This window comes from Streptomyces sp. UG1, assembly GCF_049974585.1.
Taxonomy (GTDB): domain Bacteria; phylum Actinomycetota; class Actinomycetes; order Streptomycetales; family Streptomycetaceae; genus Streptomyces.
In genome coordinates this window covers 43,729-58,322 of sequence record NZ_JBNGGG010000034.1, presented here as the reverse complement: position 1 = coordinate 58,322, position 14,594 = coordinate 43,729, and the positions used below count along the sequence as shown (strand labels likewise).

The window sequence follows — 14,594 nt, the reverse complement described above, 5'->3', positions numbered from 1 at the left end:
TGAGTGTCCCTCACATAACCCCCGACGTTGCACATACCCGGCCCCGGACCACCCCCGAACCCGCACAACCCCCACACGCGGGCACCGTACGATCGCCTGCCTAACCAGCGGTAACCCGTTTCCGCAGGCCTCGGCAGGTGAACGCCACGGTGCGCGAGGCACGTACGTCATGCAGCAAGCAGTTTTCCCGCTGCACGCCCGTCGCAGGAGCCGCCCGTGTCCACCCCGCTTCCGTCCTTCGCCCCCTCGGCCGCCTACGACGACACCCCCGGACCGAACCTGGTGCGGCCCGAGACGCGGCGACTGGACGGTGCCGTAAGGGAGGCGTACGTACCCCCGTTCGCGCCGCCGGTGACCCATGGGTCGCTCGCGGACCTGCCCTTCGACAACGCGGCGGCGGCCCCCGACGCCGTGATCCTCAGCCGCAAGGGCGAGGACGGGCGGTGGACGGAGGTGACGGCGGCTCAGTTCGCCGAGCAGGTGCAGGAGGTGGCGAAGGGGCTGATCGCCGAGGGGCTGACGCCCGGCGACCGGATCGCCGTCATGGCGCGCACCGTCTACGAGTGGACCCTCCTCGACTTCGCCGCCTGGGCGGCCGGCCTGGTGACGGTCCCCGTCTACCCCACCTCCTCCGTCTTCCAGACCCGCTGGATCCTCCAGGACTCCGGCGCGGTGGCCCTGGTCACCGAGACCAGCGCCCAGGCGGCCGCCCTCGGCCCCGAGCTCGACCGGGTGCCCGACCTGCGCCACATGTGGGTGATGGAGAAGGGCCACGTGCAGCGGCTCGGGGAGCTGGGCGCACAGCAGCCGGACGGGGAGGTCGGCGTACGGCGCGGCATGCTGGTGCCGGACACGCTGGCGACGCTCATCTACACCTCGGGCACGACGGGCCGCCCCAAGGGCTGCGCGCTGACCCACGGCAACTTCTTCGCCGAGGTGGACAACGCCATCGAGCTGCTCTACCCGATCTTCAAGGCGAGGACCAGCGAAGAGGCGTCGGTGCTGCTCTTCCTGCCCATGTCGCACGTCTTCGGCCGCATGGTGGCGGTGGCCTGCGTACGGGCCAGGGTGCGCCTGGGCCACGCGCCGAGCCTGAAGGCGGAGGACCTGCTGCCGGACCTCGCGGCCTTCCGCCCGACCTGTCTGCTGACCATCCCCTACATGCTGGAGAAGGTCTTCAACAGCGCCCGCGCCAAGGCCGAGACGGGCGGCCGCGTCTCGTCCTTCGACCGCGCGGCGTCGGTGGCCGAGCGCTACGGAGAGGCGCTGGAGGCCAAGGCGGGCGGGACGGGGTCGGGCCCCGGCACGGCGCTGAAGACGGCCCGCGCCTTCTACGACCCCCTGGTCTACCGCCGTATCCGCAACGCGATGGGCGGCCGGGTGAAGTACGCGATCTGCGGCGGCTCACCCCTAGGCCGGCGCCTGGCCGCCTTCTACACCGGGGCGGGCATCGAGATCTACGAGGGCTACGGCCTGACCGAGACCACGGGCGCGGCCACGGTGACACCGCCGCTCAAGCCCCGCCTGGGCACGGTCGGCTGGCCACTGCCCGGCACCCGGGTCCGCATCGCCGCCGACGGCGAGATCCTCATCGCCGGCGACCAGGTGCTGCGCGGCTACTGGGACCCGGCCGCGGGCGGCGTCGTCCCGGCGGCGGCGGACGGCTGGCTGCCGACGGGGGACATCGGTGCCCTCGACGACGAGGGCTATCTGACGATCACCGGCCGCAAGAAAGAACTCCTGATCACGGCCGGCGGCAAGAGCGTGGCCCCGGCGCCCCTGGAGAACTGGCTGCGCTCGCACCCCCTGATCTCCCAGTGCATCGTCCTGGGCGACCGAAAACCGTACGTCTCCGCGCTGATCACCCTGGACATGGACGGCGTCACCCACTGGCGCCGGATGAACGGCAAGCACTCCGTGCCCGCCGAACTCCTCGTCACCGACGACGAGCTGCGGGCGGTCCTGCAGCGCGCCGTGGACGAGGCGAACAAGCTGGTGTCCAGACCGGAGTCGATCCGCCGCTTCGCGATCCTGCCGACGGACTTCACCGAGATGGACGGCCATCTGACCCCGTCGATGAAGCTGCGCCGGGAGGCGATCATGCGGGACTTCGCGGCGGAGGTGGAGGGGCTGTACGAGGGGTGAGGCCATAGGTCGCAGTCGCCAGGTCGCGGTCGCCCTCGCGGCGATCTCCACCCGGATGCGTCCCTGCCATGTCACAGACGGCCGGGCCATCTCGTCCAAGGTTTCGACAAGACACGGTCCGAAATCGGGAAGGTGATGGTCATGCGGGTGTTCGTGGCAGGCGGAGCCGGGGCCCTGGGGCGGCGTCTGGTGCCGCAGCTCGTGGCCCGGGGGCATCAGGTGACGGCTACGACGACGAGCGCGGCCAAGCTGGGCCTGCTGGCGAAGCTGGGCGCCGAGGGCGTCGTGATGGACGGGCTGGACGCGATGTCGGTCGGCGAGGCGGTGGCCCAGGCGCGGCCGGACGCGATCGTGCACGAGATGACCGGGCTCGGCGGCGGCAAGCCCGACATGCGCCACCCCGACCGGTTCTTCGCCCCCACCAACCGGCTGCGCATCGAGGGTACGGACCATCTGCTGGCCGCCGCCGAGGCGACCGGCGTGCCCCACGTCGTCGTACAGAGCTTCGCGCAGAGCTACGGGCCCGGCACGGGGCTGGTGACCGAGGAGGACCCGATCGATCCGGGCCCGGTGCCGGTGGTGCGCAGGCTCTCCGCAGGGGTCCTGCACATCCAGGACGTGGTGCCCAAGGCCGGCGGCACGGTCCTGCGATACGGCGGGTTCTACGGCCCGGGCGCCAGCGACGACGTGGTCGAGATGATCCGCAAGCGGAAGTTCCCGCTCGTCGGCGAGGGCACCGGCTGGAACTCGTGGATCCACCTCGACGACGCGGCGAGCGCCACCGTCCTGGCCGTGGAGAAGCAGGCGCGGGGCGTGTTCAACGTCGTCGACGACGAGCCGGCGCAGGTCCGCGACTGGCTGCCGTATCTGGCGGCGTGCGCCGGGGCGAAGCGGCCGATGCGGGTTCCCAGGTGGCTGGCCAAGCTGCTGGCCGGGGATTTCGCGGTGTCCCTGATGACGGAGGGCCACGGCTTCTCCAACGCCAGGACCAAGCGGGAGCTCGGCTGGGAGCTGCGGTACCCCTCGTGGCGGCAGGGCTTCAAGGAGGAGCTGATCTGATCCCCGATCGGCGGGAGATCGGCGGGAGTTCGCCTGGTCACCGCCCTGCTGGGCCCTTCCGGGAAAACGGTTGCCATGTCGTTACGACAACCTCTTGACGTGACATGACATCCACGCGTTGGCTACCGCCATCCCGGGTAGCAACACCGATCCCCCCGCTCGGAAGGCCCAGTAGTGAACGCTCGCACCCCCCACGTCTCCGCCATACGCCGCGTCGGCATGGCCCTCGCCGCCTCCGCCTCCGCGATGTCGCTCACCGCGTGCGGCGCCATCGAAGGCATCGGGGGCGGTGACAGCTCGGCGGCGCCGGAGAAGGGGGACGACATCACGGTGGGGCTGCTGCTGCCCGACACGGACACGGCGCGGTTCGAGAAGTTCGACTACCCCCTCATCAAGAAGGAGGTCGCGACGCTCACCGACGACAAGGGCAAGGTCGTCTACTCCAATGCCGAGGCGAGCCCGAAGCGGCAGAGCGAGCAGTTCCAGCGGATGATCGATGACGAGGTGGACGTCATCCTGTTGGACGCGCTGGACTCCAAGGCCATCGCGCCGGACGTGCAGAAGGCCAAGGACGCGGGCATCCCGGTCATCGCCTACGACCGCCTCGCCGAGGGGCCCGTCGACGCGTACGTCTCCCACGACAACGAGCTGGTCGGCGAGGTCCAGGGCCGCGCGATCGTCGAGGACCTCGGCTCGAAGGCCGCGACCGGCAAGGTCGTCATGATGAACGGCGACCCCGCCGACCCGAACACTGCGCTGGTCAAGAAGGGCGCCCTCAGCGAGCTCGAGGGCGCGGTGAACATCGTCAAGAAGTACGACACCGACAAGTGGTCTCCGGCGGTCGCCAAGGCCAACATGGAGAAGGCGATCGCCTCGGTCGGGGTCGGCGACATCGCCGCCGTCTATTCGGCGAGCGACGGCTTGGCGGACGGCGTCATCGACGCCTTCAAGGAGGCGGGCGCGACCAAGATCCCGCCGGTGACCGGGCAGGACGCGAACCTGGACGCGGTGCAGCGGGTCGTCTCGGGCGAGCAGTTCATGACCGTGTACAAGTCCTTCCTGCTGGAGGCGACCAACGCCGCGAGGATGGCCGTGTACAAGGTCCAGGGCCGCGACATCGAGTTCGACGCCCTCACTCAGGACTCGGTCGACAGCCCGACCCAGGACGACATTCCGGCCCAGCTCGTGTCAGTGGTCGCCCTGACGCAGAAGAACATCAAGGACACGGTGGTACGGGACGGCGTCTACAGCGTCGACCAGATCTGCACCCCCGAGTACGCGGCGGACTGCGCGAAGATCGGCCTGAAGTAGCCGCCGGGGCAGCTCACTTCCGATAGCTCTCCACCAGGTCCGCGAACGCCCGGGCCGGCGGACCGAGCGCCTCCCAGCGGCGCACGGCCCAGCCGACCGGCAGCGGCCGCAGCGCGGGGACGGGGATCAGGCGCAGGTCACCGTCGCCCGGAACCGCCAGCCCGGGCAACGCGGGCACCACCGCCCGCCCCACCCCCAGCTCGGCCAGCAGCAGCGCCGTGTCCCAGTCGGCGACGCTGGTGTCGTGCGCGAACCGGACGCCCAGCTCCGCGCAGGCGGCGTCCAGATGAGCCGCCGACGCGGAGTTCGGCGGCAGCCGGATCAGCCGTACGTCAGCCATGTCGGCACCGGCGTCGACGTACGGCCGCTCGGCCAGCGGATCGTCGGACCGCACCGCCAGCACCCACGGCAACTCCACCACCGGCCGCTGCTCGATGCCGCGCACCGGTGGGCCCAGGGTGATCCAGGCCAGGTCGAGCGTGCCGTCGGCCAGCGCGTCGAAGCTGCCCCGGCCCGAACTCACCGTACGGAACTCCAGATTGACCCGGGGGTGCCGCCGCCGGTACGCGACGACCGCCTCCGACATGAAGTGCCGTACGGTCGTCGCCCCCGTCGCCACCCGCACATACCCGCTGTCGCCGTCGACGAGATCCCGCAGTTGCCGCACCGCCAGGTCCAGCCCGGATATCCCTTCGGCGGCCGCCGCCTCCAGCACCCGCCCCGCCTGCGTCGGCACCACCCCGCGAGGCTGCCGCTCCAGCAGCGCGACCCCGGTCTCCCGCTCCAGCCGTTTCACGTGCTGGCTCACGGCCGACTGCGTACACCCCAGCTCCCGCGCCACCGAACTGAGACTTCCGGCCCGGCACACGGCCACGAACACCCGCAGGTCGTCGAGAGTCATGACACCCAAGTTAATCCTTGGGGCTCGCCACAAATCCCAAGGATTGACTGGGCTTTGCCCGATGCACGACGATCCTGGACGGGCCCGGGCGGCAACCCGCTCCTCGCCCTCGCCGGATTCCGGACCGGTGCGGGGGAGGGAGCGGGTGCCGACCCAAAGACGACCGCGAGATCCGAAAGGACCGCACATGTCGACTCCCGTCGCTGTCGCCGAGTCCCTTCTGGCGGATCTCGGCGCCGGGACCGTCCCGCACCCCGGTGGCACCCTCCTCGCCCACCTGCGTCGCGTACGGACCCGCCTCGCCCGCTGGAGCGCCCGCCCGGCTCTCCAACTCGCTGGCCTCTGCCACGCGTTCTACGGCACGGACGGCTTTCCGACGGCCCTGCTGCCGCTCGACCGCCGTGGCGAACTGGCAGGGATCATCGGAGCGGAGGCGGAGTCGATCGTGTACCTCTATGCCTCCTGTGACCGCGCGGCCTCTTGTCCGACCCTCGCGGACGAGGGCTCGCCCTTCCGTGATCGTTTCACCGGTCACCTCCACGCCCCGGACACCGGCCTGCGCCGCGACTTCGCCGAGGTCACCGCCGCGAACGAACTCGACCTGGCTGACCACGATCCCGCGTTCCGCGACCACTACGGCGCCGACCTGATCGCCCTGTTCACCCGCTTCCGGCCGTTGTTGAGCCAGGCAGCCTGGGAGGACTGCCTGGCGCTTGACTGCACAGGACGGTGACCCATGAGGTGACCACTGACGCCGAGCCCTACGCGGCGGCCTTGCCGACGCCTCCCGGGGCCTGGTCACTCACACAGGTGATGTTGATCGATGGCCTGCCCGGTCGGGGAACGTGTGGGCTAGGTTCACGGCATGTCACGCTTCCGGCTGTACCCGACGAGCGAGGAGGCGAGCATCATGCTCGACCACTGCGCGCACGCCCGGTACGTCTGGAACCTCGCCGTCGAGCAGCACTCGCACTGGCACAAGGGGCGCAGGGCCGCGCCCGGCTTCGCCGAGCAGTGCCGCCAGCTCACCGAGGCCCGGCGGGAGAACGCATGGCTCGGGGCGGGTAACGCGGACGTGCAGCAGCAGGCCCTGAAAGACTTCGCCAAGGCCAAGAACGCCCGGTTCACCTCCGGGTTCGGTGAACCCGTCTGGCGTAAGAAGTTCCGGCATGAAGGCTTCCGCGTCATCGGAACCGACCGCGTACCGGAGTTCGAGGCGGACGGATCGCTGAAGCTGAATGCCAAGGGCAAGCAGGTCATGGGCCGCTGCGTGGTGGTGCAGAAGCTGAACCGGCGCTGGGCGCAGGTGAAGGTGCCCGGCTGCGGCTAGGTGCGCTTCCGCCTGTCCTGCAAGGGCAAAGGTGCCACCCTGCCCGCCGCGAAGACGTACCGGGTCACCTTCCACAACGGGCAGTGGCATCTCGCGTTCGCCGTCATTCCCGAGCCGATCGACGCACCCGGCACGGGGGAGATCATCGGCATCGACCGGGGTGTGAAGATCACCGCAGCCCTCTCCGACGGGCGGAAGCTGAACTGCCCGCAACTCACCGTCAAGGAACGGGCACAGATCCGCAAGCACCAGCGCCGAGCTGCCCGCGCCCCGAGGGGCAGCGAGGCCAAGACCGCAGGGTACGCCAAGGTCGCCAGGCTCAAGGCGCGCGAAGCCGGTCGGCGTAAGGACTGGTGCGAGAAGACCAGCACCATGCTCGCCCGCACCTATGGTCTGGTGCGGTTCGAGAAGCTGAACATCAAGAACATGACCCGCTCGGCGAAGGGGACGGTCGAGCAGCCTGGCAAGAGGGTCGGGCAGAAGGCCGGGCTGAACCGGGGGATCCTCGCCCAGGGCTGGGGGCTGTTGCGGCGACGCACGCGGGACAAGGCTCCGGGCCGGGTCGAGGACGTTCCCGCACCCTTCACCAGTCTGCGTTGCTCCGCCTGCGGTTGGATCGAGAAGAAGTCGCGCAAGAGCCAAGCCGACTTCGTCTGTGTGTCCTGCGGGTTCACCTGCAACGCGGATGAGAACGCAGCGAACAATGTCGCGGCAGGACAGGGCGGGATCCCCCGTCCCCGGCGGTCAGCCGGTGCCGGAGGGGTGACAGCGGCCGCCGGCCGTTCGAGCGCCCGTGAACCTCAACCTATCTGGGTTGGAATCCCCCTCTTTTAGAGGGGGAGGATGTCAAACGATGTACGACGTCAGGCGGCGGCGGGTTTGCGCACGCTCAGGAACGCCTGCGCGACCGTTTCGTCGAACGCCGGGTCCGGCTCGCGGACCGTCCGGGAGACGAGGGCGAATCCGGCCGCCGTCAGCAGCTCGGCGATGTCCTCCGGGCGGCGGCGCAGGAAGGTGAGCGCGACCGGGTGACCGAAGGGCCGGTCGTGGTGGCGGTGCTCGTCGCCGGCCTGGAACGCGACGAGCAGCGGCGCGCCCGGCGCCAGTACGCGGTGGAACTCGGCGAAGAGCGCCGGGAGCTGCTCCACCGGGGTGTGGATGGACGAGTAGAACGACATGGCGCCGGCCAGCGTGCCCTCCGGGATGTCCAGCTCCAGCATGGAGCCCCGCTCGAAACGCAGCCCCGGGTTCTCACGGCGGGCGATCGCCAGCATCGACTCCGACAGGTCGACGCCGAACACCGGCAGCCCCAGCGCGGCGAGATGCCCGGTCGCCTCGCCCGGCCCGCAGCCCAGGTCGGCCACCGGGCCGTCCCCGTCGACGAGTTCGGCGAACAGCGCCAGCATCGCCCGCTCCAGGGGCCTGTTCGCGAGGGCGTCCTTGAAGACGGTCGCGTAGTCCTCGGCGATGGCGTCGTAGAAGGTGCGGGTGGTGGTGAGGAAGTCGGCTTCGGTCATGGCCGGGGACCCTAGCGGAGGAGGACGGCTACTCGCCTCCGTCTTCCTGCTCGTCGGCCCGCATCCGGCCGACACCGACCCCGGTGCCGACGGCGACGCCCATGCACATCCCCACCGACAGCCCGAGGGCCAGGTTGTCGAAGACGGTCATCCCCAGGACGACGCCGATGCCCACGCCGAGGCTGAGCCCGACGGACATCCCCATCGCCAGTTTGTTGCCCGCGGCACTCCCGCCGCTCTCCCCGTGGTCGTTCTCTTCCCCGTTGGTCATCCGGCGATTCTCCCATGAGCCCCCCTCACGCCACCCCCGCCGCCCGCAGCAGCGCGGTGGCCCCGGCCGCCGCCAGCACCACCAGCGGGAACGGCGCCCCGCGCCACGCCAGCACACCCGCGACCAGCACCCCGACCGGCCGCGCCCACCCCGCGAAGCCACCGCCCTCCGTCAGCGCCCCCGTCGCCAGCAGCGCCACGAGCAGCACCACCGCGGCCGCCGACAGCAGCTCCTGGACGCGCGCGGGCAGCTCCACCCGCCCGTGCAGCGCCGGGCCGACCAGCCGGAAGGCGTACGTCCCCACCGCCAGCGCCAGGATCATGGCAACCGTGACGTTCACGCCGACGCCTCCCCACGGCCGTACCGGACCAGCCCCGCCAGTGCCAGCAGCACCGGCACCCCCGCCGGGACGGCCGGTGTCACCGCCAGGGCCAGTGCGGCGCCGAGCAGCGCGCACCGTCGTATACGGGCGTCCGTGCGCAGGGTCGGCAGGACCAGGGCCACCAGTACGGCCGGGAAGGCGGCGTCGAGGCCGTAGGTCGCCGTGTCGCCGAGCGCGGTCCCGGCGAGCGCGCCGGCGAGGACACCGGTGTTCCAGGCGGCGAACAGGCCGAGCCCGTTCACCCAGAAGGCCGCCCGGCGCTGTGCCGGGTCCCGCTGGGCGAGCGTGAAGGCCACCGTCTCGTCGGTGACGAGGTGGGCGCCGAGGAAGCGGGCGAGACGGCCGCGGCCGCCGATGACATCGGCGACGGCCAGGCTGAACGCGGCCGTCCGGGTGTTCAGGAGCAGCCCGGTCGCCGCCGCGGCCAGCGGCCCGCCCCCGGCCAGCAGCACGCCGACCGCGCTGAACTGCGCCGAGCCCGCGTACACGACCAGTGACATCACCACCGGCACCCAGACCGGCAGCCCGCCGGCGACCGCGATGGCGCCGAAGGAGACGCCGACGACCCCGCTCGCCAGCCAGACCAGTGCACTGTCGCGTACCAGAGGTGCCATCATCGGGGCCATGGGTGTTCGGAGAAGCGAACGCATGTTTTCCAGAATGAACAAGTGGAGGTCCGTTCGTCAAGGCGAACGAGCGTACCTGTATGCCGAACGACGGGAAGTGAAGCCATGAGCGAGCCCCCCCTCACCTGGATCGCCGCCTCGCTGCGCCGTGAGCGCACCCGGGCCGGGCTGTCGCTGTCCGAGCTGGCGAAACGGGCGGGGATCGCGAAGTCCACGCTGTCCCAGTTGGAGGCGGGCGGCGGGAACCCCAGCGTGGAGACGCTGTGGGCGCTGGGGGTCGCGCTCGGGGTGCCGTTCAGCGTGCTGGTGGAGCCGCCGGCCTCGGCGGTGCAGGTGATCCGGGCGGGTGAGGGACCCACGGTCGCCTCCGAGCGGGCGGACTACGTGGCCACCCTGCTCTCGGCCAGTCCGCCCGGCGCCCGCCGGGACATCTACCACCTGCGGGCGGAGCCCGGCCCGGCCCGCGAGTCGGAGCCGCACATTCCGGGGAGTGTGGAGCATCTGATCGTCAGCACGGGGCGGGTGAAGGCGGGGCCTCGGGGCGAGGAGGTCGATCTGGGGCCGGGCGACTACATGTCGTACCGCGGGGATGTGCCGCACTCGTACGAGGCGCTGGCGCCCGGGACGACGTTCGTGCTGGTCATGCAGCACATCTGAGAGGGAGCGGGGGCTCCGGGAAAAGGCAGGAGCCCCGCTGCCTTGCGGCGCGGGGCTCCTTGGGTACTGCTATCCGTTCCGGATCAGAGACGCTGCTGGCCTCAGATGGCGGTGACGTTCTCCGCCTGCGGGCCCTTCGGACCCTGGGTCACGTCGAAGGAAACCTGCTGGTTCTCCTCCAGCGAACGGAAGCCGTTCGCGTTGATCGCGGAGTAGTGAACGAAGACGTCGGGGCCGCCGCCTTCCTGGGCGATGAAGCCAAAGCCCTTTTCGGCGTTGAACCACTTAACGGTTCCGGTAGCCATAAGCCCTCCTTGGGCCCAAAGGGTTGCCCTGCTCCAGAACCTGCAAGTGTGAAAACAAGCGCCGCACATCTGCATACGTCTGAAAACGACTAGAGCCCGCGGTCACATGCTCCGCAGGCTCTGTACTGCAAGGGAAACCAAACTGCAACTTGCGGCGAGCCTAGCACGTGGGCAGCCGAAAGCAATAGAGGTCAAGATCACGTCACTCGGACGTTTGAAGGCCTGCGACATGTTGACGTCGGGTGGCTGTGGCGAGGGTGTCACGACCCTGAAGGCTGCACGCTACCTCATGGGGTCTAGTCTCGCGATGTGGACAATTCTCGCACCCGGCCGCGCGTGGGCCACATTCAGTTCCTGAACTGCCTGCCCCTGTACTGGGGGCTCGCGAGAACGGGCACCCTGCTCGACTTCGAGCTGACCAAGGACACGCCGGAGAAGCTCAGTGAGCAGTTGGTCCGGGGCGACCTCGACATCGGGCCGATCACCCTGGTCGAGTTCCTGCGCAACGCCGACGACCTGGTCGCCTTCCCTGACATCGCGGTCGGCTGCGACGGTCCGGTGATGTCCTGTGTGATCGTCTCGCAGGTCCCGCTGGACCGGCTGGACGGCGCCCGCGTCGCCCTCGGCTCGACCTCGCGCACCTCGGTGCGCCTCGCCGAGCTGCTGCTCGCCGAGCGCTACGGCGTCCGGCCCGACTACTACACCTGCCCGCCCGACCTCAGCCTGATGATGCAGGAGGCGGACGCGGCCGTACTCATCGGAGACGCGGCCCTGCGGGCGAACCTGCTGGACGGCCCGCACTACGGCCTCGAGGTGCACGACCTCGGCACGCTCTGGAAGGAGTGGACCGGCCTGCCCTTCGTCTTCGCGGTGTGGGCGGCGCGCCGCGACTATCTGGAACGCGAGCCGGTCATCACCCGCAAGGTCCACGAGGCCTTCCTCGCCTCCCGCAACCTCTCCCTGGAGGAGGTCGGCAAGGTCGCCGAGCAGGCGGCCCGCTGGGAGGCGTTCGACGAACGGGTCCTGGAGCGGTACTTCACGACCCTCGACTTCCGGTTCGGCGGCCCGCAGCTCGAGGCGGTCGCGGAGTTCGCGCGCAGGGTGGGGCCGACGACGGGATTCCCGGCGGATGTGAAGGTGGATCTGCTCCAGCCGTAAGGCGGCGGGGTGAGCGGGGTGACGCGAGGCGATTCCGCATTAACCTGCTGACGGTTCCTACGGGGGAGGGGTGGACGCCGATGCAGCCGCTCGGAGCGGACGAGCCCACGGTCGTCGGGCCGTACCGGCTGCTCGGCCGGCTCGGCTCCGGCGGGATGGGGCGGGTGTACCTGGGGCGCAGCGCGGGCGGCCGTACGGTCGCCGTCAAGATCGTGCATCCGCACTTCGCCCTGGACGAGGAGTTCCGCGCCCGCTTCCGCCGTGAGGTGGAGGCGGCGCGGCGGGTGGGCGGCGCGTGGACGGCGCCCGTGCTGGACGCCGATCCGGAGGCTGCGGTGCCGTGGGTGGCCACGGCGTACGCGGCGGGCCCGTCGCTGTCGTCCGCGGTCACGGACTCGGGCGCGCTGCCCGCGCATTCGGTACGGGCGCTGGGGGCCGGGCTCGCGGAGGCGCTGGCGGCGGTGCACGAACTGGGCCTGGTGCACCGGGATGTGAAGCCGTCGAACGTCCTGCTCACCCTGGACGGCCCGCTGCTGATCGACTTCGGCATCGCCCGCGCGATGGACGGCACGGCATCCCTGACCTCGACCGGCGTCTCGATCGGCTCCCCGGGCTATATGTCGCCCGAGCAGATCATCGGCAAGGGGGTCACGGGTGCGGCGGACGTCTTCTCGCTGGGCGCGGTGCTGGCGTACGCGGCGACCGGCGAGCCGCCGTTCTCCGGGGACTCGTCGGCGGCGCTGCTCTACAAGGTCGTCCACGAGGAGCCCGAACTCGACTCGCTGACCGGCGAGTTGCGGGACCTGGTGGCGGCCTGCCTGACAAAGGAACCGGCCGCGCGCCCCACCCCGGGCGAGGTGGCCCGACGACTCGCCCCCGAGGGCGCGACCCGGCTGGTGACGGGCGGGTGGCTGCCCGGGGCGCTGGTCGAGCAGGTCAGCCGGGGTGCCGTGCGGCTACTGAACCTGGAGGCGGAGACGGATGCCCCGTCGGGGGCGGATGCTCCGTCGGGACCGGACGTTCCGTCGGGACCGGTCGGGTTCAGCCGGCCTTCGGTGGGGGCGGGCGACTCGGTGGGCCTGGGGGCTGCGACGGCCGGGGGCGAGAGGGTCGGCGGGGCGGCGGCTGGGGGAGAAGGGGCCGGGCAGGCGACGGCCGGGGGTGAAAGGGCCGGGCAGGCGACGGTCGGGGGCGAAAGGGCCGGCGGGGCGGCGAGTGAGGGAGAAGGGGGTCGGGAGGCGACGGCCGCAGGAGAGGGGGCCGGGCAGGCGGCGGCCGGAGGTGAGAGGGCCGGGCAGGCGACGGTCGGTGGGCATGGTGTGGGGCCTGTGACGGTCGGGGAGTTCGGGCCGCCGCCGGTGATGCCGGTCCCCGGGGCTCCGGGCGCGCCGCCCGGCGCCGTACCGGAACCGCGGGACGCCCCGCCCGCAGCCGTACCGGAAGCGCGCGGTGCCTCGCCCCACGCGGACACGGCGCCGACTCCCGGCAAGCTCTCCGTCTCCGTCGCGGCGGCCTCGACGCCGGGGGAGGGCGGCCGTGGGCGGCGGGTGAGCTGCACGGTGGCGTTGGCGGTCGCGGGGGCGATGGCGGCGGTGACCGTGGGGTCGGCGTTCCTGTTCGACCTGTTGCCGGGCGGTGGGGACCAGGACACCAACGCGGGTGCCGACGCCTCCTCCTCCGAGGCGCCGGGCAAGGACACGAGCACCCCGGCCAAGGGCACCGTCCCCGCCCGCTACCTCGGCACCTGGGAGGGCAAGGCCACCGCCCTGAACGGCACCCTCCCGGCCGGCACCTTCCGGCTCACCGTGCACAAGGCCGAGGTCGGCGACGAGGTGGGCACCCTGCGCCAGACCGACCTGCTCGGCGGCGTCTGCAACGACGTACTGACCCTGAAGCAGGTGACCGCGAAGCAGCTCGTCGTGACGTCCGTGGGCCGCAGGAGCAACCACCGCGGCTGCAACCCGACCCCGCACACCGTGCGGATCACCCCGGCCGGCGACGACCTGGTGTACCGCTCGGAGAGCAGCGACGAGGGGAATCCCGAGGCGCGGCTGTCGAAGGTCGGGTAGCCGAGGCCGAGTAGCCGTAGTCGGGCAGTCGGGCAGTCGGGTAGTCGGGTAGTCGAGTAGTCGGAAGTCGAGCAGGGAGCGGTACGTGGGGGTCAGCACGTCGGCCGTGGTCGTCGCGGCCGGGCTGTGGGGCGCGGTGGCGGGTGCGCTGCTGCCGCGCGCCGCGTACCGGTTCTCCGCCCCGGAGGAGGAGGCCTGGCGGGACCGCTGCCCGGGCGGGCATCCGATCCGGGGGTGGATCGGGCGGGCCCGGTGCCGGCGGTGCGAGACCCCGGTGCCGTACGACCCCGGCGCCCCGGTGCTCATGATCGCCACCGCCCTCGTCTGCGCCGCCCTCGCCGCCGCCACCGGCACCCGGCCCGAACTGGGCGTCTGGCTGCTCCTCGCACCCGTCGGCGTACTGCTCACGGTGGTCGACCTCCGGGTGCGGCGGCTGCCCAACCCGCTGACCCTCCTCTTCCCCGGCGCCGCCCTCGCCCTGCTCGGCCTGGTCGCCCTCGTCCCCGAGCACGCCGGGGACTGGCCGACCGCGCTGTGGGCCACGCTCGCGGTCGGCGCCGGCTATTTCGTGCTGCACCTCATCAACCCGGACGGCCTCGGCTTCGGCGATGTGAAGCTCGCGTTCGGGGCCGGGGCGGTGCTGGGCTGGTACGGCTGGGCGACGGTCATGCTGGGCGCCTTCGCCGGGTTCCTGTTCGGGGCGCTGTACGGCTGGGGGCGCGTCCTGCTGCGGCGGGCCGGGCGCGAGTCGGCGATCGCGTTCGGGCCGTTCCTGCTAGCCGGGGCGTTCGCGGGGCTGCTGATCGGGGCGTTCGCGGCCTGAGGTCGGCGTCGCAAAAGCCCTGGCGTAGGCTGGTTCGGTC

16 protein-coding genes are annotated in these 14,594 nt (G+C 71.4%); 10 read left to right on the top strand and 6 right to left on the bottom strand.

Annotation, left to right across the window (positions count from 1 at the left end):
- Nucleotides 1–216: 216 nt before the first annotated feature.
- From ACP4J3_RS33355 to ACP4J3_RS33345, 3 genes are all read left to right on the top strand, one after another.
- On the top strand, nt 217–2,145 hold the full coding sequence (locus ACP4J3_RS33355) for an AMP-dependent synthetase/ligase (protein ID WP_426539939.1): 1,929 nt from the start codon (nt 217–219) through the stop codon (nt 2,143–2,145).
- 141 nt (nt 2,146–2,286) lie between these two features.
- Nucleotides 2,287–3,204, top strand: coding sequence for an NAD-dependent epimerase/dehydratase family protein (locus ACP4J3_RS33350; RefSeq protein WP_426539938.1), 918 nt, complete (start codon nt 2,287–2,289; stop codon nt 3,202–3,204).
- Between the two features lie 219 nt (nt 3,205–3,423).
- Nucleotides 3,424–4,515 (top strand): sugar ABC transporter substrate-binding protein, encoded by a 1,092-nt coding sequence (locus ACP4J3_RS33345; RefSeq protein WP_426540023.1) that lies wholly within the window; start codon nt 3,424–3,426, stop codon nt 4,513–4,515.
- A 13-nt stretch (nt 4,516–4,528) separates the two neighbouring features.
- On the opposite strand, the gene ACP4J3_RS33340 is transcribed toward ACP4J3_RS33345, so the two are convergent.
- On the bottom strand, nt 4,529–5,416 hold the full coding sequence (locus ACP4J3_RS33340; RefSeq protein WP_426539937.1) for a LysR family transcriptional regulator: 888 nt from the start codon (nt 5,414–5,416) through the stop codon (nt 4,529–4,531).
- Between the two features lie 187 nt (nt 5,417–5,603).
- On the opposite strand from ACP4J3_RS33340, the gene ACP4J3_RS33335 reads away from it, so the two are divergent.
- From ACP4J3_RS33335 to ACP4J3_RS33325, 3 genes are all read left to right on the top strand, one after another.
- Nucleotides 5,604–6,149: a DUF6817 domain-containing protein gene (locus ACP4J3_RS33335; protein WP_426539936.1), complete on the top strand. Its 546-nt coding sequence runs from the start codon at nt 5,604–5,606 to the stop codon at nt 6,147–6,149.
- 132 nt (nt 6,150–6,281) lie between these two features.
- Nucleotides 6,282–6,746, top strand: a complete 465-nt coding sequence (locus tag ACP4J3_RS33330; protein WP_426539935.1) for a helix-turn-helix domain-containing protein — start codon at nt 6,282–6,284, stop codon at nt 6,744–6,746.
- Nucleotides 6,747–7,580 carry an RNA-guided endonuclease InsQ/TnpB family protein gene (locus ACP4J3_RS33325; RefSeq protein WP_426539934.1) on the top strand — a complete coding sequence of 278 codons (834 nt, stop codon included), beginning with the start codon at nt 6,747–6,749 and terminating at the stop codon, nt 7,578–7,580.
- 29 nt (nt 7,581–7,609) lie between these two features.
- Here ACP4J3_RS33325 and ACP4J3_RS33320 read toward each other — a convergent pair whose 3' ends face one another.
- The 4 genes from ACP4J3_RS33320 to ACP4J3_RS33305 are packed head-to-tail and all read right to left on the bottom strand — an operon-like array spanning nt 7,610 to nt 9,566.
- The gene (locus ACP4J3_RS33320) at nt 7,610–8,263 is read right to left on the bottom strand and encodes a class I SAM-dependent DNA methyltransferase (protein WP_426539933.1); all 654 of its coding nucleotides are present in this window, start codon (nt 8,261–8,263) and stop codon (nt 7,610–7,612) included.
- Nucleotides 8,264–8,291: 28 nt separating this feature from the next.
- Complete coding sequence (locus ACP4J3_RS33315) at nt 8,292–8,534, bottom strand: hypothetical protein (protein ID WP_426539932.1); 243 nt, start codon at nt 8,532–8,534, stop codon at nt 8,292–8,294.
- Between the two features lie 25 nt (nt 8,535–8,559).
- Nucleotides 8,560–8,856: an AzlD domain-containing protein gene (locus ACP4J3_RS33310; protein WP_426540022.1), complete on the bottom strand. Its 297-nt coding sequence runs from the start codon at nt 8,854–8,856 to the stop codon at nt 8,560–8,562.
- A 14-nt stretch (nt 8,857–8,870) separates the two neighbouring features.
- Entirely contained in the window at nt 8,871–9,566 is a 696-nt protein-coding gene (locus ACP4J3_RS33305; protein ID WP_426539929.1) for an AzlC family ABC transporter permease, read from the bottom strand.
- Between the two features lie 81 nt (nt 9,567–9,647).
- Between ACP4J3_RS33305 and ACP4J3_RS33300 the strand changes: the two genes are divergently transcribed.
- Entirely contained in the window at nt 9,648–10,199 is a 552-nt protein-coding gene (locus ACP4J3_RS33300) for a helix-turn-helix domain-containing protein (RefSeq protein ID WP_426539928.1), read from the top strand.
- Nucleotides 10,200–10,300: 101 nt separating this feature from the next.
- Here the strand turns inward: ACP4J3_RS33300 and ACP4J3_RS33295 are convergent, their stop codons facing one another.
- The gene (locus ACP4J3_RS33295; protein WP_043442843.1) at nt 10,301–10,504 is read right to left on the bottom strand and encodes a cold-shock protein; all 204 of its coding nucleotides are present in this window, start codon (nt 10,502–10,504) and stop codon (nt 10,301–10,303) included.
- Between the two features lie 309 nt (nt 10,505–10,813).
- Here ACP4J3_RS33295 and ACP4J3_RS33290 point away from each other — a divergent pair, with 309 nt between their 5' ends.
- From ACP4J3_RS33290 to ACP4J3_RS33280, 3 genes are all read left to right on the top strand, one after another.
- A complete protein-coding gene (locus ACP4J3_RS33290; RefSeq protein ID WP_426539927.1) occupies nt 10,814–11,662 on the top strand; it encodes a menaquinone biosynthetic enzyme MqnA/MqnD family protein in 849 nt (282 codons plus the stop codon).
- A gap of 80 nt (nt 11,663–11,742) precedes the next feature.
- Nucleotides 11,743–13,731: a serine/threonine-protein kinase gene (locus ACP4J3_RS33285; protein WP_426539926.1), complete on the top strand. Its 1,989-nt coding sequence runs from the start codon at nt 11,743–11,745 to the stop codon at nt 13,729–13,731.
- 85 nt (nt 13,732–13,816) lie between these two features.
- Nucleotides 13,817–14,554, top strand: coding sequence for a prepilin peptidase (locus tag ACP4J3_RS33280; RefSeq protein WP_426539925.1), 738 nt, complete (start codon nt 13,817–13,819; stop codon nt 14,552–14,554).
- The last annotated feature ends 40 nt before the right edge of the window (nt 14,555–14,594 follow it).

Excerpts from the sequence above, each read along its gene's own strand:
- ACP4J3_RS33330 (WP_426539935.1), top strand. The coding sequence starts at position 6,282 with ATGTCACGCTTCCGGCTGTACCCGACGAGCGAGGAGGCGAGCATCATG.
- ACP4J3_RS33320 (WP_426539933.1), bottom strand. The coding sequence starts at position 8,263 with ATGACCGAAGCCGACTTCCTCACCACCACCCGCACCTTCTACGACGCC.
- ACP4J3_RS33300 (WP_426539928.1), top strand. The coding sequence starts at position 9,648 with ATGAGCGAGCCCCCCCTCACCTGGATCGCCGCCTCGCTGCGCCGTGAG.
- ACP4J3_RS33285 (WP_426539926.1), top strand. The coding sequence starts at position 11,743 with ATGCAGCCGCTCGGAGCGGACGAGCCCACGGTCGTCGGGCCGTACCGG.
- ACP4J3_RS33340 (WP_426539937.1), bottom strand. The coding sequence starts at position 5,416 with ATGACTCTCGACGACCTGCGGGTGTTCGTGGCCGTGTGCCGGGCCGGA.
- ACP4J3_RS33350 (WP_426539938.1), top strand. The coding sequence starts at position 2,287 with ATGCGGGTGTTCGTGGCAGGCGGAGCCGGGGCCCTGGGGCGGCGTCTG.
- ACP4J3_RS33315 (WP_426539932.1), bottom strand. The coding sequence starts at position 8,534 with ATGACCAACGGGGAAGAGAACGACCACGGGGAGAGCGGCGGGAGTGCC.
- ACP4J3_RS33335 (WP_426539936.1), top strand. The coding sequence starts at position 5,604 with ATGTCGACTCCCGTCGCTGTCGCCGAGTCCCTTCTGGCGGATCTCGGC.
- ACP4J3_RS33310 (WP_426540022.1), bottom strand. The coding sequence starts at position 8,856 with ATGATCCTGGCGCTGGCGGTGGGGACGTACGCCTTCCGGCTGGTCGGC.
- ACP4J3_RS33295 (WP_043442843.1), bottom strand. The coding sequence starts at position 10,504 with ATGGCTACCGGAACCGTTAAGTGGTTCAACGCCGAAAAGGGCTTTGGC.
- ACP4J3_RS33345 (WP_426540023.1), top strand. The coding sequence starts at position 3,424 with ATGGCCCTCGCCGCCTCCGCCTCCGCGATGTCGCTCACCGCGTGCGGC.
- ACP4J3_RS33305 (WP_426539929.1), bottom strand. The coding sequence starts at position 9,566 with ATGCGTTCGCTTCTCCGAACACCCATGGCCCCGATGATGGCACCTCTG.